The sequence below is a fragment of the Actinoplanes sp. NPDC049802 genome, from assembly GCF_040656595.1.
GTDB lineage: Bacteria > Actinomycetota > Actinomycetes > Mycobacteriales > Micromonosporaceae > Actinoplanes.
On sequence record NZ_JBFAMR010000056.1, the window covers coordinates 1 to 19505 of the forward strand.

The following is a 19505-nucleotide window of genomic DNA, read 5'->3' on the forward strand; positions in this document are numbered from 1 at the left end:
AAGTGGGGCACGGCGGAGTCGGTGCCCCGTATGCGCATGTCACAGCCCCGCTGCGGCGGCTGGCGGACCGGTACGCACCCGAAAGCCACACGCTGTTTCAGTCGACTTCGACGACGGCCTGGGCGAACTGGGCCGAGTACAAGCGGGCGTACGCCCCACCGGCCGCGATCAGGGACTCGTGATCGCCCTGCTCGACGATCGTGCCGTTCTCCATCACCAGGATCACGTCGGCGTCGCGGATGGTGGAGAGGCGGTGCGCGATGACGAAACTGGTACGCCCGGTGCGCAGCGTCGCCATGGCCCGCTGGATGAGCACCTCGGTACGCGTGTCGACCGAGCTGGTCGCCTCGTCGAGGATCAGGATGCTGGGCTCGGCCAGGAACGCCCGCGCGATGGTGACCAGCTGTTTCTGGCCGGCACTGACGTTCGACCCCTCCTCGTCGATCTTCGTGTCGTAGCCCTCGGGCAGCATCCGCACGAAGCCGTCGACGTGGGCCGCCTCCGCCGCCGCGTGGATGGCGGCGAGGTCGGGGGCCGACGCGCCGTACCCGATGTTGTCGGCGATGCTGCCGCCGAACAGCCAGGTGTCCTGCAGCACCATGCCGATCTGTTCCCGCAGTTGCTCGCGGGGCATGGTGGCGATGTCCACGCCGTCCAGCGTGATCCGCCCGCCGGTCACGTCGTAGAACCGCATCAGCAGGTTGACCAGCGTGGTCTTGCCGGCGCCGGTGGGGCCGACGATCGCCACGGTGTGCCCGGGCTCGACGGTCAGGTTGAGGTTCTCGATGAGCGGCTTGTCCGGCAGGTACCGGAACGACACGTTCTCGAAGGCGATCCGCCCCTGAACCGGGGGCATCTCCACCACAGCCGGCTCCGGTGACTGTTCCGAAGCGTCGAGCAGGGCGAACACCCGCTCGGCCGACGCCACACCGGACTGGACCAGGTTCGCCATGCTGGCCACCTGGGTGAGCGGCTGGCTGAACTGGCGGCTGTACTGGATGAACGCCTGCACGTCACCGAGACTCAGGGTGCCGGACGCCACCCGCAGACCACCGACGACCGCCACCAGCACATAGTTGACGTTGCTGATGAACATCATGGCCGGCTGGATCAGCCCGGAGATGAACTGGGCGCGGAAGCTCGACGCGTACAGATGATCGTTGTGGGTTTTGAAGGTCGCCGCCGCCTCCTCCTGCCGGCCGAAGACCTTGACCAGCGTGTGCCCGGTGAACATCTCCTCGATGTGCCCGTTGAGCTGACCGGTGGTCTTCCACTGGGCGACGAACTGGGGCTGCGACCGCTTGCCGATCACGGTGGTCAGCCAGATCGACACCGGCACCGTGACCAGCGCGATCAGCGCCAGCAACGGCGAGATCCAAAACATCATCCCGAGTACGCCGACGATCGTCAGCAGCGCCGTCACCAACTGGGCGAACGTCTGCTGCAGGGTCTGCGCGATGTTGTCGGTGTCGTTTGTGGCGCGGCTCAGCACCTCGCCGCGGGCCTGCTTGTCGAAGTAGGACAGCGGCAGCCGGGCCAGCTTCTCCTCCACGTCCTGCCGGAGCCGGTAGACGGCGGCCTGCACGGCGCGGGTCGTGAGCCGGCCCTGAAGGACGCCGAAGATCCACGCGAAGACGTAGATGATCGCCACCCACATCAAGACCTCGGCCAGCCGGTCGAAGTCGATGCCCTGGCCGGGAACCGCGTCGACACCGGAGAGCAGGTCGGCCTGCGCGTCCTGACCGGTGGCCCGGAGCTGCTCGATGGCCTGCTCCCGGGTGACGCCGGGCGGCAGCTCCCGGCCGAGCATCTTGCCGACCACGCCTTCGAAGATCACGTCGGTGGCGTGCCCGAGCAGGTAAGGGCCGAGCACCGACAGGAAGACGCCGACCGCGCCGAACGCCAGCGCCCCGGCGACGAACAGGCGCTGCGGTTTGAGCAGCTTGAGCAGCCGCTTGGTGGAGCCCTTGAAGTCCTGGAGCTTCTCCGGCGGTCCGCCGGCCATCATCATGCGCGCGGCCGGCCCCCCGGCAACCGGACCACGCCGTTGCGGACCGGTCATGCTGCGCCTTCCATCGAACAGCGGCAAAGAACGCGTTCATGACGCTCGCTTCGCTCGGTCATGCCGCAGCCTCCTCGACCGTGAGCTGGGACAGGACGATCTCGCGGTACGTCGGGCTGGTGTCCATCAGTTCCTCGTGAGTTCCGGTGCCGACCACCCGGCCGTCGTCGAGCACGATGATCCGGTCGGCGTCGCGGATGGTGCTGACCCGCTGCGCCACGATCACCACGGTGGCGTCGGCGACGTGCTCGGTCAGGGCCGCCCGCAGGGCCGCGTCGGTGGCGTAGTCGAGCGCCGAGAAGGAGTCGTCGAACAGGTAGATCTCCGGCCGGTGCACCAGGGTGCGGGCGATCGCGAGCCGCTGCCGCTGGCCGCCGGAGACGTTGGTGCCGCCCTGCGCGATCGGGGCGTCCAGCCGTCCCTCCATCGCCTCGACGAACGAGCGGGCCTGGGCGATCTCCAGCGCCTCCCAGAGCTGTTCGTCGGTGGCGTCGGGGTTGCCGTACCGCAGGTTGGACGCGACGGTGCCGGTGAACAGGTACGGCCGCTGCGGGACCAGGCCGATCAGCCGGGACAGCAGCCCCGGCTCGATGTCGCGCACGTCCACCCCGTCGACCAGGACCTGGCCGTCGGTGGTGTCGAACAGCCGGGGGACCAGGTTGAGCAGGGTGGTCTTGCCGCTGCCGGTGCTGCCGATGATCGCCGTCACCTCGCCGGGGTGCGCGTTCAGGCGTACCCCGGAAAGGACGCTCGCCTCGGCGCCCGGATAGCGGAAGCCGATGTCGCGCAGCTCCAGCTCGCCGTGCCGGGACAGCGTGGTGACCGGCGCCGTGGGCGCCGCCACGCTGGACTCGGTGCCCAGCACCTCCTCGATGCGTTCGGCGCAGACCTCGGCCCGCGGCACCATCATGAACATGAAGGTCGCCATCATGATCGAGAAGAGGATCTGCATGAGGTAGCTGATGAACGCGGTGAGCTCGCCGACCTCCATGCCGCCGGAGTCGATCCGGTGACCACCGAACCACAGCACCGCGACACTGGACAGGTTCACGATCAGCAGCACGGTCGGGAACATCAGCGCCATGATCCGGCCGACCCGCAGCGACACGTCGGTGAGGTCGGCGTTGGCGGCGCCGTAACGCTCCCGCTCGTGGTCGTCGCGGACGAACGCGCGGATCACCCGGATGCCGGTGATCTGCTCGCGCATCACCTGGTTGACCCGGTCGAGGCGTTCCTGCATGGACCGGAAGAGCGGCCGCATCCGCACGATGATCAGGCCGATCACGATGACCAGCAGCGGCACGATGGCCAGCAGCAGCGCGGACAGCGGAACGTCCAGGCGCAGCGCCAGCACGATGCCGCCGACGCACATGATCGGCGCCGACACCATCAGCGTGAAGGTGAGCAGGACCAGCATCTGGATCTGCTGCACGTCGTTGGTGATCCGGGTGATCAGCGACGGCGCACCGAACTGGCCCACCTCACGCGCCGAGAACTCCTGCACCCGGCCGAAGATCGAGGCGCGCAGGTCACGGCCCACCGCCATCGCGGTACGGGCGCCGAAATACACCGCCACAGCCTGAGCGGCGATCTGAAGCACCGTGATCCCGAGCATCCCGGCGCCGACCCGCATGACGTAGCCGGTGTCGCCCACCACCACGCCGTTGTCGATGATGTCCGCGTTGAGCGCGGGCAGGTAGAGCGTCGCGATCGTCTGCAGGAACTGGAAGAGCACCACCAGGGTGATCTCGGTCCGGTAGGGCTGAAGGTGTGATCTTAGCAATTTGATCAGCAAGGCTGATCCTCCTTGATGTGGATGCCGTCGAGCAGCAGGGCCGCCAGATCCGCACCACTGAACGAGCCGGGCTCCCCGTAGGGCCCGAAGGTGTTGGCGCCGCAGAACATCAGCAGCAGCTGCGCGGCGCGGGCCGGTGTCACCCGGAGGCTCTCCGCGTCGGGCGCGAAGACGTCGGCGACCGCGGCGCAGATCCTCTCCCGGTCGGCGGCCATCCGGGCGACGGTGTCCGGATCCTGCTCACCCACCATGATCAGTTTGCGGGCGGCGTGCATGAGATGGGCGCGTTCGACGAATCGCTGGTGCACCAGTTCGGCCGCGGCGATCACCCGTACGCGCAGCGGTGCGGAACGGTCGATCGCGGCCAGCCCGTCGAGGTCGGCCTGCGGGTCGAGCGCCTTGATCACCGAGCAGACCACGAGTTGGCTCTTGCTCTCGAAGACGCCGAAGATGGTGCCTTCGGCGACACCGGCCGCGTTCGCGATCTGCCGGGTGCTCACCTCCAGTCCGTGTTCGTGCAGCAACGGGATCGTCGCGTCGATGAGCGCCGCCCGTCTCTCCTCCGGCGCCATGGCCGGGACGCGTCTGCGCCGGGATTCCATGGGAGCCACTGTAATGAGCGAGTGCTCACTCATCCAACCCGGTGTGTGGATTTCGGGCGCGCATCGCGCCCGAAATCCACACACGGGTTCACCCGCGTCGAACCGGACCGGGAAGCCTGGCGTATGAAGGGAATGTGAGCCCAACGAAGCCGCACCACCGGATCATCCGGCACCTGACCACGGGATTCGCAGCCGTGCTGGTGTTCCTGGCGCTGATCGTGCCGGACCAGATCTTCCGGCTGCCGCCCGGCAACTCGGTCTTCACCGCGCTCCTGAGAGTCCCGGTCGAGGCGCTGATCGCCGGCGTCCTCCTGCTCCTGCTCCCGGATCGGGGGCGCCTCGGCCGGGCCCGCCGCCCCCTCGCCGCCGGCCTCGGCGTGACCCTCGGCCTGCTGACCGTCGTCAAGATGATCGACATCGGGTTCTTCGCGGTGCTGGCCCGCCGCTTCGACCCGGCCCTCGACTGGATCCTCTTCGACGACGCCTACATCGTCCTCGCCGACTCGATCGGCCGGGGCGCCACCATCGCCGTCGCGATCGGGCTGGTGCTCGCCGCGATCGGGCTGGTGGCCATCATGACCTGGGCGGTGCTGCGACTGAGCGGCATCCTCCGGAGCCACCGCGCCCGGGCCTGGCGGGGCCTGGGCGCGGTGGGCGCCGCCTGGATCGCCCTGACCGCCATGAGCTTCCAGCTGATCGGCGGCATCCCGGTCGCCTCGCACACCGCCGCCGACCTGGCCGCGCACACCGCGCTGGCGCTGCCCAACGACCTGGCCGACCGGAAACGGTTCGCCGCCGAGGTGGGCGTGGACGCGTACCGGGACCGGCCCGCCGACAGCATGCTGACCGCCCTGCGCGACAAGGACGTGATCCTCTCCTTCGTGGAGAGCTACGGCCGCAACGCGCTGGAGGACACCCGGTACAACACGGCCGTGCTGAACAGCCTCGCCGCCAACGGTGAGAAGCTGGCCGCCGCCGGGTTCGTCTCCCGCAGCGGCTGGCTCTCCTCGTCGACCGCGGGCGGCGGGAGCTGGCTGGCACACTCCACCTTCCAGTCCGGACTGTGGATCGACAACGAGCGCCGTTACCGCAGCCTCGTCGCCACCGACCGGCTCACCCTCACCCGGGCCTTCCGCGACGCCGGGCACCGGACCGTCGGCATCGAACCCGGGCACACCTTCGCCTGGCCGGAAGGTGACTTCTACGGGTACCAGCAGCTCTACGACGCCCGCAACGTCGGCTACAACGGCCCCGCCTTCAGCTGGTCCCGAATGCCCGACCAGTACGTGCTCTCCGCCTTCAACCGGCTGGAGTACTCCCGCGCCGACCGGGGCCGGATGTTCGCCGAGATCACCCTGACCTCCAGCCACACCCCGTGGACCCCGGTGCCCGACATGCTCGACTGGGACACGATCGGCGACGGCAGCGTCTACGGCCCGATGGCGGCGGCCGCCGAGACCCCCGAGCGACTGTGGAAGGACGAGAACCGGGTCCGCACCGAGTACGCCCGCTCGGTCGCCTACTCGATCGACGTCCTGACCGGGTTCCTCACCGAGTACGCGGACGACGACACCGTCATGATCTTCCTGGGCGACCACCCGCCCGCCCCCGTCGTGGCCGGCGCCGCCAACCGCGACGTGCCCGTCACCATCGTCGCCAAGGACCCGAAGGTGCTCGACCGGATCGCCTCCTGGGGCTGGACCGACGGCGTCAAACCGGACCAGGCCGCCCCGGTCTGGCGGATGGACGCCTTCCGGGACCGCTTCCTGGCCGCCTACGGACCCGAGGGCGACCCGCACTGACCACTCCTCCGCCCAGACCCGGCCGGCCCTCCGTCAGGAAGGCCGGCCGGGTCGCCGTCAGCCGGCGACGATGTCGATGACCTGCCCGGCCGGCAGCCGGGGCGTCTTGGGTGGCGCCGAATGCGCCGGATCCAGCGTCCCCAGCCGCATCGCGAGGTAGGGATAGCCGACGTCGCCGAGCATCCGGCGCAGCGTCTGCCGGGTGAACGGCACCTCCACCGGGCTGCTCAGCGGCAGCAGATTGATCGCCTGCTCGGTCGCGGCCAGCCACACGGCGCTCAGCGCCTCCCCGGCCCGCAGCCAGTCCTCGTCGTCGTCCCCGGGGCCGTAGAGCACCGCGTACGTGGCGGCCTTGTCGTGGCCGTCACCGGCCTCCAGCGTCCCCGGGATCTGGAAGTCACGCTCGGCGACCGTCGTGAGCGGCACCTCCGCGGGCAGCGCCGACGCCGGGATCCCGGTCCCCTCGGCCCGGTCGCCGCCCACCCAGGCCGCGGTCTCCGCCTTCAGCCGGTCGTCGCCGTACTCCGCGTGCTGCGCCCGGTCCACCGCCACGGCCAGCGCGATCACCTGGTCCCGGCCGAGCACGTGCAGCCGGCCGCCAGCCTCCTCGGTGACCTTCACGAGGTGGCGCAGCGCGTCCTCCGGCACCCTCTCGTCGGTCACCGTCCGCCGGTCGGTACGCCGGACCTGCAACATCTGGAAGTGCCGGGTCGCCTCGGGCCGTGCCGGCACCTGCTCGACAGCCCGGATCCTCGCGAGCGGCTCCCCGGCCGGCCGCTCCACCTCGTGCCGCCACCCCTCCGCGTCCAGCGCGACCCGGGCGTGGTGCAGGGCGGTGCCACAGCTCAGCAGAAGCATCCGGCCGTCCGGGTCCTGTTCGCGCAACTGCCGCTCGGAAACCGCGTACAGCTCCAGGTTGCTGTCCCGGACCACCCAGCGCCACGGTTGCGTGTTGTGGATCGACGGGGCGAACCGTGCCGCATCCGCCGCCTGGACCAGTGCGCGCTTGACCACGTCGGTGTCGTTCATCTCTCCATGGTGCGATGGCCGGACGGCCGTCCGTAAGGCCTTTCGTCACTATCGCCGCTAGGCTGCCCCGGTGTTCTCGATCGACCTCACCGACGGCGCCGAGTTGCGCCCTCTCGAACCGTGGCAGGCCGCGGAGTTCCTCGCCCACATGGATCGCGCCCGGGCCACCGTCGATCCGTGGATTCCCTGGGCCGGCGTCAGCACCGACCTGACCAGCGCGACCGCCACCCTCCAGCGGTACGCCGACAACACCGCCCGCGACACCCAGCGCCTCTACGGCATCTGGCTGGACGGGACGCTCGTCGGTGGCACCATGTTCGTGGCGTTCGACACCGGCTCCGGCAACTGTGAGATCGGTTGCTGGCTGGAACCGGCCGCCACCGGGCGCGGGTTGGTCACCCGGGCGGTCCGGGTCCTGATCGACTGGGCCTTCCGGACCCGCGGCATGCACCGGGTGGAATGGCACTGCAACCCTGACAACACCAACAGCTCCAACGTGGCCCGGCGTCTCGGGATGACCCGCGAGGGACTGCTGCGACAGTCGTACCCGTGGCGGGGCGTCCGCAACGACACCGAGATCTGGGCGATCCTCGCCACCGAATGGGAGTAGCGACGATGTTCGCTGAACCGTCCCTCACGCACCGCCGGGAGGACGGCCTGGACGTCCCCCTGCTGCTCTGGCGCTTCCCGGAGCCGCTGCTCGCCGCCTCCAGCGCGGTCCTCGGCGGCGGTGCCGGCCCACGCGAGTGGCTGATCAACGCGTCCGTCGCGATGTCCTACGCCCGCCCCGATCCGGACACCCACCTCGCCGAGCTGGCCACCGGCCTGGGCCTCACCGGCCCGGGAGTGGGCCTGCTCACCGGCGTCGACGTGGCCGACGTGGTGGCCACCGACGAGGACGGCGTCCAGGTCTACGCCACCGTCGGGCTGGGCGCCCCGATCCTGGCCGCCGATCCGGCGGCGGTCGGCTTCGACCATCAGCCGGGCACGGTCAACATCGTCGTCTGGGCGCCGCAGCGGCTCTCCGACGGCGCCCTCATCAACATGGTCGCCACGGCCACCGAGGCGAAGTCGCAGGCGCTCGCCGACCTCGGGCTGGCCGCCACCGGTACGGCCACCGACGCCGTCTGTGTGCTCTGCCCGCTCGACGGTCCACCGGCCGCCTACGGTGGGCCGCGCTCCCGGTGGGGGGCTCCGATGGCCCGGGCCGTGCACCGGGCGGTCCTGACCGGCGGCGCCACCAACCTGGCCACCGGCCGTTCCTGGTCCGGCCGGGCGGCGTCCGGGAGGTAGCGGGTCAGGGGGTAGCGGGTCAGGGACGTAGCGGATCAGGGACGTAGCGGGTCCGCGACGCAGCGGGCAAGGGGGTAGCGGGTCAGGGACGTAGCAGCCCACTGTCGAGCAGGATCCGCCGCCCGTCCCCGTCCCGGAGGAACTCGGCGAACGCGGCCGCCTCCGCGCCGGCACCCGGCACGACCACCACCCGCAGCGGCCCGATCTTCTCGACCGTCCCGGTGGCCGCCGGCACGGGATCGTCGGTGACGACGACGTCGGCCGGTTCGCCGTCACCGGCGGCCACCAGCACCTCGATGCTCGGATGCCGCATCTCGAACCCCTGCTCGACCGGCGCGAAATCCTCCGCCAGCGACTCGGCCACGGCCACCCGCAGCTCGACCAGGCCGGCCTGCGGCTCACCGCCCGGTGCCCCCGCACCGGGCGCACCGGGTTCGCTGTCGCGGGACTCGGATCCGGCGCCCGCACAGCCGCCCGCCGCCAGCACCCCGGCGGCCAGTACGACGATCAGTCCTCGCATCACCCCTCCACTCCCTCGACTCGCGCTGTTTGACTGCCCGGAGGGCGGGGAGGTTCCGTACACCGGCGCAGTGCGGTGACAAAGCGGCACAAAAAGTGCAGCCGTTCCGGCGTTGCGTCCGTCACTCCCGCACCTGCATGCTGAGAAGCGTGCCGGAACGCATCGCCGAAGTCACCGCCCTGCTTGCCGAGGTGCTGGCACCGCGTGCCCCGCTCACCGTGATCGTCGACGGCGGCGATCCCGGCGCCGCGGCCGCGTTCGCCGCCCGCCTGGCCGCGGCCTTCCCGTCCACCGCCCGCGCGTGGAACGTCGACGCCGTCCTCGGACTGACCGGCCCCGGCGGCGGCATGTTCGACTCCGCCCTCAACGTCCTGGAACCGGCCACCGACCAGATCCTGGTGTTCCTCCGCGGCGGCCCCCGCCACCGTTTCGCCGAGGGCGACGGCGAACGCCGCGCCCAGGTGGTCATCGACCACCGCGACCCCGACTGGCCGGTGATCCGCCACCTGCACCCCGACCTGGCCGACCCCGACCGGTGGTACCTGTCGGAGACCCAGGCCTTCTTCGCCGCACGTGCCGTCGACTGGGACGCCAAGTTCGGCGACGACATGCCCCGCTACGCCGAAGCCGTCCGCCGCGCCGGAATCCGCCCCGGCCATGTGGTGCTGGACGTCGGCTGCGGCACCGGCCGGGCGTTACCGGCGCTCGCCGCGGCCGCCGGCCCCACCGGCCGGGTGTTCGGCCTCGACTTCACCCCCGGCATGCTCGAGGCCGCCCGCAAGGCGGGCCGCGACGACGACGCGACCCTCGTCCTGGCCGACGCCCGCCGCCTGCCGATCGCCGCCGCCACCGTCGACGCCGTCTTCGCCGCCGGCCTGGTCCACCACCTGCCCGACCCGCTCGCCGGGCTCGCCGAGTTGGCCCGCGTCACCCGCCCCGGCGGCGTCCTGGCGATCTTCCACCCCACCGGCCGCGCCCAGCTGGCCGCCCGTCACGGCCGCACTCTGCGCCCCGGCGAACCCCTGAGCGAGGAACGCCTCGGCCCGCTGCTGGCAGGTTCCGGCTGGCGCCTGCGCGGCTACGAGGACCTCCCCGAGCGCTTCCTGGCCATAGCAGACCGTCTTTGACCAACCCATTTCCGGTACGGGCGCCAAAGTCACCAACCGCAACCCACATGCCCCGCCGCTGACGGTGTCCCCTGGACTCCAGCGTGCGGCACCGGCCGGCCACCACACGCAACCACCACCACGATCACCGGCTGGCACCGCACGCGGAGACGGGTCCCCGTCCGGGGAGACGGGTGTTGGCGGACACCTCAACTTCCTCGTGCACGGACATGACTGAGTCCCCCATATCGCGATAACAGCAAGTGACGAAAGGTGGCTCATTACCCCGCCGACAGCGCGCGCTTGACTTGCTGAGCCGATCCTTGTCCGGCGGCACGGAGCCCCCTGGACCACGCAATCCGGTGGCAAGCCGACCCGCACCGCAGCCGCGTCATACGCGGCGAGGAGTGGAAGCGGCGCAGCAGGATCCACCGCGCCCAACGGCTCAAGCCGGCGGCGTCCCCATGAGAGTTTGAACCCGCTTCCGTCGCCCTCCGCTCGGCCACTACGGGGAGCGACGAGTTGTTCGCCAGAAGGGATCCAAACTGTCCGTCAGCGTGGAGCATGATGCCCGCCAAAAGGGATAATCCGGTGTCCGCTGTCAACGGGACAGGGATCACGGCCGTCTGTGTTCCGCAGACGTGACACCCGCAACGGGTGTCATCACACCCACCACGGGTGTCACGTTCTCCGAGCACACATCGCCCTGCACGCCGGCCCTCCGCCCACCGGACGCCAGGACGGTAGGGCGCCAGGGCGGCAGGACGGTAGGGCGCCAGGGCGGCAGGACGGTAGGGCGCCAGGGCGGTAGGGCGCACCGTCGGTGTGTCTAGTGCACCCCCCGCACGCCCGGCGGGGGTGCAGGCGGGCGGGCGGGACGGGCGATTTGGCCAGCGGGTCAGCTCGGGGGTGCCAGCCGGACCCAGTGGCCCGTGCGGCGCCAGCCGCCCGGGCCGGATCGTGCGGCGCCAGCCGCCCGATCAGGCTCAGCCCGGTGGGCGCGGCACGGGCTGGACCCGGCAAATGCTCGCGGGGCTCGGCGGGACACGCCGGGTGCGGTCGGGGGCGGTGTCGCCCGTACCGGAAATTGGGGTGAGGTTGATCTGGGGTTGGGTTAGTTTCGCGGGCATGTTGGCACTCGGGGAGAGGGAGATTCGCGGCTCCTTCGTGAATTGCAGTAAGGGCGAGGCGAGCCGGATCAAGATGCCACCGGGTTTCTCGGACGGCAGCGTTCCCTGGGATGACCTGGACTTTCTCGGCTGGACCGATCCGGGTGCGCCGATGCGTGCCCTGCTGGTGGTGCCGGACGAGGGCGGGCCGACCGGGATCGTGCTGCGGCGGCCGGAGGCGATGCGGGCCAGCGCGATGCGGTCGAGCATGTGCCGGGTATGTCTCACCGATCACGCCGCGTCGGGGGTGTCGCTGTTCGTGGCGCCGCTGGCCGGGGCGGCGGGGCGTAACGGGAACAGCGTGGGGGAGTACCTCTGCTCCGATCTGGCGTGTTCGCTCTACCTGCGGGGGAAACGGCAGCCGAGGATGCGGCTGGTCCGCCGGGAGGAGACGCTCACTCTGGCCGAGCGGGTCGACCGGGCGATGAGCAATCTGGCGGCGTTCACCTCCCGGGTGGTCGCCGGCTGATGTGCCGGCCGCGAGCCGGACCAGGTGACTCGTGCGGCGCCGGCCGCCGGAGAAACCAGGTGACCCGTGCGGCGCCAGCCGCCCGGTCAGGATCGTCACCGTCGACGACGGTCGCCGATCACGCGCGGGCATGGAAGGCTGCATGGGGGCGCGTGGGACGGAGGGCCGGCATGGGCATGGTCGAGGTTGTCGGGCTGGTGCTGCATCCGCGGCGGGACTGTGGCTCCGCGATCCGGGCGATCACCGGGTGGGCCGAGGAGCGCGGGGTGACCGTGCTGGGCCTGCCGGCGGAGGTGAGCCGGATCAACCATTGCACGGCGGTGGCGGTCGAGGCGGAGGAGATGGTGCAGCGGGCCGGGCTGCTGGTCAGCCTGGGCGGCGACGGCACCATGTTGCGGACGATGCGCCTGGTCGAGGGGCGGAAGACGCCGGTCCTCGGGGTCAATGTCGGCCGGCTGGGTTTCCTCGCCGAGGTCGATCTTCCGGCGCTCGGCGAGGCGCTGTCGGCGATCGACGAGCACCGTTACACGGTGGAGTCGCGGACGGCGGTGCGGACCGTCCTGCCGGACGGCCGGGAGGTGTCGGCGTTCAACGACATCGCCCTGGTCCGGGTGCCGGGGCACGGTCTCGCGGCGGTCGGCATCCGGGTGGAGGGCCGCGGGTTCGTCAACTACGCGGCGGACGCGGTGATCGTGTCGACGCCGACCGGGTCGACGGCGTACAGCTTCTCGGCGGGCGGCCCGATCGTCTCGCCGAACGTGGAGGCCCTGATCGTGAGCGCGGCGGCCGCGCATTCGTCGTTCAACCGTTCGCTGGTGCTGGACACGTCGGAGCAGCTGGCCCTGGAGGTGCTGCCGTCCAGCGGCCGGCTGGCCATCGAGGTGGACGGGATCATCGAGGGGCACGCCGAGCCGGGTGCCCGGCTGGAGATCCGGCCGGCGCCCGGGGCGGCCCAGGTGATCAGGTTCGGCAGAACCTCCTTCTACGAGCGGGCCCGCCGCAAGCTGCGGGTCGAGGGCAGCGCCCAGGCCGGCGCGCTGGACGCCACCGACGTGGTGGTGGTCGACAGTTTCGAGCGGGAGCGTTACGAGGTGCTGCTCGGCGGCGAGGTGGCCGGCTTCTTGCGGTACCGCCGTGACGCGGGCCGTCTGGAGCTGCTGCACACCGAGATCGACCAGGCCTTCTCCGGTCGTGGCCTGGCGAGCCGGCTGGCCGCCGCGGCGCTCGCCGACGCCCGTTCCCGGGCCACCCCGGTCACCGCGAGCTGCCCGTTCGTCATGGGCTATCTGGAACGCCATCCTGAGAACGAGAGCTGAGGACCACACATGGGCCAAGCCGCGATCCTCACGGTCGACGACGACCCGTCGGTCTCCCGCGCCATCGCGCGTGACTTGCGCCGCCGCTACGGCGACCGGTACCGGATCGTCCGGGCGTCGTCCGGCGCGGAGGCGCTCGAGGTGCTGCGTGAGCTGAAGCTGCGCGGCGGCCGGGTGGCGGTGATCCTGGCCGACTACCGGATGCCGCAGATGAACGGCATCGAGTTCCTGGAGGAGGCGATGGACCTCTTCCCGCACGCCCGGCGGGCGCTGCTCACGGCGTACGCGGACACCGACGCCGCGATCCAGGCGATCAACGTGGTGGACGTCGACCACTATCTGCTCAAGCCGTGGGATCCGCCGGAGGAGAAGCTCTACCCGGTGCTGGACGCGCTGTTGGACGCGTGGCAGGCCACCGGCGACCAGGAGGTGGCCGACATCCGGGTGGTCGGGCACCGGTGGAGCGAGCCGTCCTTCCAGATCCGGGACTTCCTGGCCCGCAACCTGGTGCCGTACAAGTACTTCGGCGCCGACGAGCCGGAGGGGCGCCGTCTGCTGGAGGCGGCGGAGGCCGGCCCGGAGGCGGTGCCGCTGGTGGTGACCGCGGACGGGCGTGCGCTGTCCCGGCCGACCGTGCAGGAGGTGGCGCGGGCGGCCGGTCTGTCCACGAACCCGGGCCGCGATTTCTACGACCTGATCATCGTGGGTGGTGGTCCGGCCGGGCTGGGCGCCGCGGTGTACGGCGGGTCGGAGGGCCTGAAGACGCTGCTGGTGGAGCGGCAGGCGGTCGGTGGGCAGGCCGGGCAGAGTTCCCGGATCGAGAACTATCTGGGCTTCCCGGACGGGATCTCCGGCGCCCAGCTCACCGACCGGGCCCGGCGGCAGGCGGACAAGTTCGCGGCCGAGACGCTGACCACCCGGGAGGTGGTGGGGCTCCGGGCGGACGGCTCCGCGCGTACCCTCACGTTCGCCGACGGCGGCGAGGTGTCCGCGCACGCCGTGCTGCTCGCGACCGGGGTCTCCTACCGTCCGCTGCTGGCCGACGGGGTGGCCGACCTGACCGGGTCGGGCGTGTTCTACGGGTCGGCGGCCACCGAGGGGCCGGCGTGCGCCGGCACCGACGTCTACATCGTGGGCGGCGCCAATTCGGCCGGCCAGGCCGCGTTGTTCTTCTCGAGGTACGCACGGCGCGTCACCCTCCTGGTGCGCGGCGACTCGCTCGAGGCGTCCATGTCGTACTACCTGATCCAGCAGCTCGCCCAGGTGGAGAACATCGAGGTGCGGACCCGCTGCGAGGTGATCGGCGCGCAGGGCGACGGCCACCTCCAGGCGATCACCATCTGTGACAGCAAGGACGGCACGAAGGCGACCGTCGAGTGCGGCTACCTGTTCGTGTTCATCGGCGCCGAGCCGCGGACCGATTGGCTGGGTGACACGCTGCTGCGCGACGGCAAGGGTTTCATCCGCACCGGTACGGATCTGCTCGTCGGCGGGGAGCGGCCCAGGGGATGGGATCGGGATCGCGATCCGTTCTATCTGGAGAGCAGTGTCCCCGGCATCTTCGCCGCCGGTGACGTCCGGGCCAGTTCGGTGAAACGGGTGGCCTCGGCGGTCGGTGAGGGAGCGATGGCCGTCGCGCTGGTCCACCGCTACCTGGAGGCCCGATAACATGTCCGACTACGAGGAGATCCGGCTCGAGCCGTGTGCTCCCGGGGTGCTCACCCCGGCCGAGTTGAAGACCCTGTTCCTGTTCGAGAAGCTGACCGGCGAGCAGCTGGACTGGCTGGCGTCGAACGGCTGCACCATGCGGGTTCCCGCGGGCGGCCTGGTGATCCGGGAGGGCGATCCGGCCGAGTTGTTTCTCGCGCTGCTCAGCGGCACGATCGCGCTGACCCGGCGGGTCGGTGAGGACGAGGTCACCACGATCCGGACCGAGCAGCGCGGCGTCTACATGGGGGCGACCCAGGCGTACCTGCGGGACGAGGGGGTGCCGCGCAGCTATCAGGCGTCGATGCGGGCGCTGACCGACTGCGAGTTCTTCGTGTTGTCGGCGGCCGACTTCGGGTGGCTGATGCGGGAGTGGTTCCCGATGGCAATCCACCTGCTGGAGGGCTTGGCGCTGGGGATGCGCAGCTCTCAGGCGGCGATCGGCGAGCGGCAGCGGCTGGCCGCTCTCGGCGCGCTGTCGGCGGGTCTCATGCACGAGCTGAACAATCCGGCCGCGGCGGCCGCCCGGGCCACCAGCGCGCTGCGCCAGCGGGTCGCCGCCATGCGGATGAAACTGGGCAAGCTGGCGGCCGGCAAGGTCGCCCCGGACCGGCTCACCGCCCTTCTGGAGTTGCAGGAGGAGGTGATCGAGCGGGCCGCGAAGTCTCCGGCGCTGACCGCGATGCAGACCGCCGACCTGGAGGACGAGCTGGGCGAGTGGATGGACGAGCGGAAGATCACCGGTGGGTGGGATGTGGCCCCGGTCTTCGCGCAGGGCGGCATCGACACCGGCTGCCTCACCGACCTGGAGACCCGGCTCGCCTCGCCGGAGCTGCTCGATCAGGCGATCCACTGGATCGGGTACGCGCTGGAGACCGAGCAGCTGATGAGCGACATCGAGGACGCCACCGGACGGGTGTCGTCGCTGGTGCATTCGGCGAAGCAGTACTCGCATCTGGACCGGGCAGCGCACCAGTGGATCGACGTGCACGTCGGGCTGGAGAGCACGCTGGTGATGCTGGGCCACAAGATCGGCGACGGGGTCCGGGTGGTGAAGGAGTACGACCGGGCGCTGCCGCAGGTGCCGGCTCATCCCGCCGAGCTGAACCAGGTGTGGACGAACCTGATCGACAACGCGGTGCAGGCGATGGCGGGCGGCGGGACGTTGACCATTCGTACGTTCCGGGAGGACGACCGGCTCGTGGTGTCGGTCGGGGACACCGGCCCCGGTGTGCCGCCGGAGATCCGTAAGCGGGTGTTCGAGCCGTTCTTCACCACCAAGCCGGTCGGTGAGGGCACCGGGTTGGGGCTGGACATCTCGTACCGGATCGTGGTCAACGGTCACGGCGGTGACATCTCGCTGGAGTCGCGGCCGGGTGACACGAGGTTTCTGGTGAAGCTGCCGTTCGCCGAACCCCCGTCGGCCTGAGTGCCGGTGCCGCCCCGGCATCGGCCGGGGCGGCACCGGCACGCTCAGGTCCCGGCCTCGACCTTCCGGTCCGCATCCGCACCCCGCCGTTCCGCCAGCACCGACCGCAGCGGGCGCACCACGATGCCCTCCCGGCGCCGGGCCAGCCGCCGGGTCCGCAGAATGCCCGCCACTCCTACGGCCGCCACCAGGAACTGCACCGACATCGCGACCTTGAAATCGTCGATGTGGTAGTCGGTGCCGCCGCCGGTGCGAGCGTCCAGGATCAGCCCGATCAACTGGATGGTGATCAGCGACGCCACGAAACCGCCCACGTTCACCACCCCGGTCGCGGTCCCCAGCCGGCTCGGCGGGTTGAAGGTGCGCGCGAAGTCGAACCCGATCATCGAGCCCGGCCCGCCCAGGCCCAGCGCCACCACGAGCAGCACCAGGACCGGCAGCGGCGCCCGCCCCGGCCACGCGATCACCAGCGCCCAGGCGCCCATGTTGGCGGCCACGATCCCGAGCACCAACTGGGAGCGGCGCAACGGATACCGCTGGGTGAGCAGGCCCAGCACCGGGCCGGCCGCCATGCCGGTCACCACGAACACGGTGAGCAGGGCGCCCGCCGTGGACCGGCTCAGACCTTCCCCGGCGATCAGGAACGGCACGCCCCACATCAGGGCGAACACCGTACCGGTGAACTGGGTGGTGAAATGCGCCCACAGGCCGAGACGGGTGCCCGGGTGCCGCCACGAACTGCCCAGGTCGGTGCCGAGCCGCTGCCAGCTCATCGGGTGACCGTTGTTGATCCGCCGCTCCGGGGTGTCCCGCAGCGCGATCACCACCGTGATCGACACGAACAGGCCGGCGCCGGCGGCGCCCAGGAAGCCGCTGGTCCAGCCGGCGCCGGCCAGGACCGCGGCCAGCGGCACCGCCGACAGCACCTGACCGATCTGGCCCATGATGCCGGTGAGCTGGCTGAGCAGCGGCACCCGCCGGGCCGGGAACCAGTGCGGCACGAGGCGCAGCACGCTGATGAAGGTCATGGCGTCCCCGGCGCCGACCAGCACCCGGGCCGTGATCGCGCCGCTCAGCCCGTCGGTGAACGCCATCAGGGTCTGCCCGGCGGCCATCAGGAGGGCGCCGGACAGCACCAGCCGCAGCGAGCCGAAACGGTCCAGCAGCAGCCCGACCGGGATCTGCAGCCCGGCGTAGACGAGGAGCTGCACGACGGCGAAGACGGCCAGCGCCCCCGCGCCGACCCCGAAACGTTCCTGCGCGTCGAGCCCGGCCACCCCGATCGAGCTCCGGTGCAGGACGGCGACGATGTACGCGGCCATCCCGGCGGCCCACACCGCCCAGGGACGCAAGGGCATGGGGAGCCTTCCAGTGGTCCGGGGGTAACGTGCTCTTCAACCCTTCTCCCTTACCGGCACCCCCGGCAACGTGCGTCTTCTCACTCGGCCAGGAGATGAGTGGTCAGCCAGTCCAGGGTCACCCGGAGGAATTCGGCCCGTGCGGCGCGGTGCAGCAGCTCGTGCCCCTCGCCGGGGAAGAGCAGGTAGCGGTGCGGGTGGCCGCGTTCGGTGAGCGACGCCACCACCTGCTCGGCCTCGATCACCGGTACGTTGCTGTCGTTCTCGCCGTGCACCACGAGCAGCGGGGCACGCAGCCGGTCCAGCCGGTGCAGCGGGGACAGGTCACGCAGCAGCTCGGCGTCGTGCACGGGATGGCCGTACTTGCTGACCGCGGCCGCCGCGATCCACGGCTCGGTGTGCTGGTAGAAGGTCTTGAAATCGGACATGCCGCAGATGTCGACGCCGACGGCGAACAGGTCCGGGAAGGCGGTCAGTGCGGCCAGCGTCAGGTAACCGCCGTAGGACCGGCCCATGATCCCGATCTTTCCCGCGATGCCGGCCTCCTGGAGGAACGTCACGCAGGACCGGACGTCCTCGATCGCGTCGTGGCGGCGCGCCCCGTTGTCCGCGTCCACGAACGCCCGCCCGAACCCGGAGGAACCGCGCACGTTCGGCGCGAAGACCGCGATGCCCCGGGCGGCCAGCGTCTGGAACAGCGGGCCGTGCCCGGGACGCTCCTGCGCCTCCGGGCCGCCGTGGAACCACAGCACGGTCGGGTGCGGCCCGGGCGTACCGGGCCGGAAGAGCCACCCGGTGAGGGTGAGCCCGTCGTGCGCCGTGACCGCCTCCAGGGTCGGGTGGACCGCGTTCGGTGACGCCGGAGTCGCGGAGACCGCACGTATCCCGCCGGTCTCCCGCTGCCAGACCCAGACGCCGTGCGGTTGGCCGGGGCCTTCCGCCGTGAAGGCCAGCGTGGACGCGTCGAAACTCCACGCCAGGCCGCCGACCACCGGACTGGGCAGCGGCGACACCGGTTTCGGGCCGCGATCGGCGTCGTGGTCCAGGTCGATCAGCGCGGCCTCCGACTCGCCTCCCCGGACGTTCCACAACACCGCAGCGGTACGCCCGTCCGCGGTGATCGTGAAGTCCTCCACCTCGCCGCCGGACGCCAGCACCTCCACGGCGTCGCCGGCCACCCGGATCAGGGCCGGGAACTCGCCGTCCTGGCTGAGCGCGTAGACGCACCCGCCGCCGGGGCTGAACACCGCCTGCTCGCCGCGGGTGACCGGCTTCTCGGTGCCGGTGGACAGGTCACGCAGGATGATCTCGCGGGCGCCGCGTGGCCCGTACCGCAGAAGCGCGAAGCGCCCGGCCGGGTCCACGTCGAGGAGCGAGAGGAGGTCGCCCCGCGCGATCACCGTCCTGGTCTCCGCGGTGACGTCGACGAGGACGGCGCTGGTCAGGTTCTCGGTGAGGGCCAGCACCGGGCGGCCGGGCAGCCAGCGCATGTTGTCCGCGGTGTCGGTGCCGAACCCGGCAACCTGATGCAGATCGGAGCCGTCCGGCCGGACCAGCCACACCTCCTGCCGTGGCGCCCCGCCCGGGGCGATCCGGCAGGCCAGCCAGCCGCCGCCGGACGACCAGGCGACCGTCGACACCGGCTCGGGACCGGTGTCGACGCGAAAGGTCAGCTCACTGCCGACCGGCTGCACCCAGACCGCGGGGGTGCCGTCCCGGTCGGAGACGTACGCCAGGTGCCGTCCGTCCGGCGACAGGGCCGGCGACCAGTTCCCGGCGAGCTCCGACGCGATGCGACTCCAGCCCGCGGGCAGCACCGTCACATCGACACGGTGGAGCTGACCCTCC

At 71.2% G+C, this 19505-nt stretch carries 15 protein-coding genes; 8 read left to right on the forward strand and 7 right to left on the reverse strand.

Annotated features, from left to right (window positions below; translation table 11 throughout):
• Window positions 1–97: 97 nt before the first annotated feature.
• The 3 genes from AB0I88_RS29910 to AB0I88_RS29920 all read right to left on the reverse strand — a co-directional run bounded on the left by AB0I88_RS29910 (window position 98) and on the right by AB0I88_RS29920 (window position 4459).
• Entirely contained in the window at window positions 98–2008 is a 1911-nt protein-coding gene (locus AB0I88_RS29910) for an ABC transporter ATP-binding protein (protein WP_361032059.1), read from the reverse strand.
• Between the two features lie 112 nt (window positions 2009–2120).
• Entirely contained in the window at window positions 2121–3857 is a 1737-nt protein-coding gene (locus AB0I88_RS29915; protein ID WP_361031931.1) for an ABC transporter ATP-binding protein, read from the reverse strand.
• A complete protein-coding gene (locus AB0I88_RS29920; protein WP_361031934.1) occupies window positions 3851–4459 on the reverse strand; it encodes a TetR/AcrR family transcriptional regulator in 609 nt (202 codons plus the stop codon). Before AB0I88_RS29920 ends, AB0I88_RS29915 begins: the two co-directional genes overlap by 7 nt.
• A 134-nt stretch (window positions 4460–4593) precedes the next feature.
• Here AB0I88_RS29920 and AB0I88_RS29925 point away from each other — a divergent pair, with 134 nt between their 5' ends.
• Entirely contained in the window at window positions 4594–6261 is a 1668-nt protein-coding gene (locus AB0I88_RS29925) for a sulfatase-like hydrolase/transferase (RefSeq protein WP_361031937.1), read from the forward strand.
• Between the two features lie 57 nt (window positions 6262–6318).
• Here the strand turns inward: AB0I88_RS29925 and AB0I88_RS29930 are convergent, their stop codons facing one another.
• On the reverse strand, window positions 6319–7290 hold the full coding sequence (locus AB0I88_RS29930) for a nitroreductase (RefSeq protein ID WP_361031940.1): 972 nt from the start codon (window positions 7288–7290) through the stop codon (window positions 6319–6321).
• Window positions 7291–7360: 70 nt separating this feature from the next.
• On the opposite strand from AB0I88_RS29930, the gene AB0I88_RS29935 reads away from it, so the two are divergent.
• Together AB0I88_RS29935 and AB0I88_RS29940 are read left to right on the forward strand one after the other, a co-directional pair.
• A complete protein-coding gene (locus AB0I88_RS29935) occupies window positions 7361–7900 on the forward strand; it encodes a GNAT family protein (RefSeq protein ID WP_361031943.1) in 540 nt (179 codons plus the stop codon).
• Between the two features lie 5 nt (window positions 7901–7905).
• A complete protein-coding gene (locus AB0I88_RS29940) occupies window positions 7906–8583 on the forward strand; it encodes an adenosylcobinamide amidohydrolase (RefSeq protein ID WP_361031946.1) in 678 nt (225 codons plus the stop codon).
• Between the two features lie 82 nt (window positions 8584–8665).
• Here the strand turns inward: AB0I88_RS29940 and AB0I88_RS29945 are convergent, their stop codons facing one another.
• Entirely contained in the window at window positions 8666–9103 is a 438-nt protein-coding gene (locus AB0I88_RS29945) for a hypothetical protein (protein WP_361031949.1), read from the reverse strand.
• Between the two features lie 149 nt (window positions 9104–9252).
• Here AB0I88_RS29945 and AB0I88_RS29950 point away from each other — a divergent pair, with 149 nt between their 5' ends.
• From AB0I88_RS29950 to AB0I88_RS29970, 5 genes are all read left to right on the forward strand, one after another.
• Window positions 9253–10230, forward strand: a complete 978-nt coding sequence (locus tag AB0I88_RS29950; protein WP_361031952.1) for a methyltransferase domain-containing protein — start codon at window positions 9253–9255, stop codon at window positions 10228–10230.
• Between the two features lie 1107 nt (window positions 10231–11337).
• A complete protein-coding gene (locus tag AB0I88_RS29955) occupies window positions 11338–11847 on the forward strand; it encodes an FBP domain-containing protein (RefSeq protein WP_361031955.1) in 510 nt (169 codons plus the stop codon).
• 170 nt (window positions 11848–12017) lie between these two features.
• On the forward strand, window positions 12018–13163 hold the full coding sequence (locus AB0I88_RS29960; protein ID WP_361031958.1) for a GNAT family N-acetyltransferase: 1146 nt from the start codon (window positions 12018–12020) through the stop codon (window positions 13161–13163).
• Between the two features lie 9 nt (window positions 13164–13172).
• The gene (locus AB0I88_RS29965; RefSeq protein WP_361031961.1) at window positions 13173–14831 is read left to right on the forward strand and encodes an FAD-dependent oxidoreductase; all 1659 of its coding nucleotides are present in this window, start codon (window positions 13173–13175) and stop codon (window positions 14829–14831) included.
• 1 nt (window position 14832) lies between these two features.
• A complete protein-coding gene (locus AB0I88_RS29970) occupies window positions 14833–16299 on the forward strand; it encodes an ATP-binding protein (RefSeq protein WP_361031964.1) in 1467 nt (488 codons plus the stop codon).
• A gap of 44 nt (window positions 16300–16343) precedes the next feature.
• On the opposite strand, the gene AB0I88_RS29975 is transcribed toward AB0I88_RS29970, so the two are convergent.
• Window positions 16344–17657: an MFS transporter gene (locus AB0I88_RS29975; protein ID WP_361031967.1), complete on the reverse strand. Its 1314-nt coding sequence runs from the start codon at window positions 17655–17657 to the stop codon at window positions 16344–16346.
• Window positions 17658–17737: 80 nt separating this feature from the next.
• Entirely contained in the window at window positions 17738–19480 is a 1743-nt protein-coding gene (locus AB0I88_RS29980; protein WP_361031970.1) for a S9 family peptidase, read from the reverse strand.
• Between the last annotated feature and the right edge of the window lie 25 nt (window positions 19481–19505).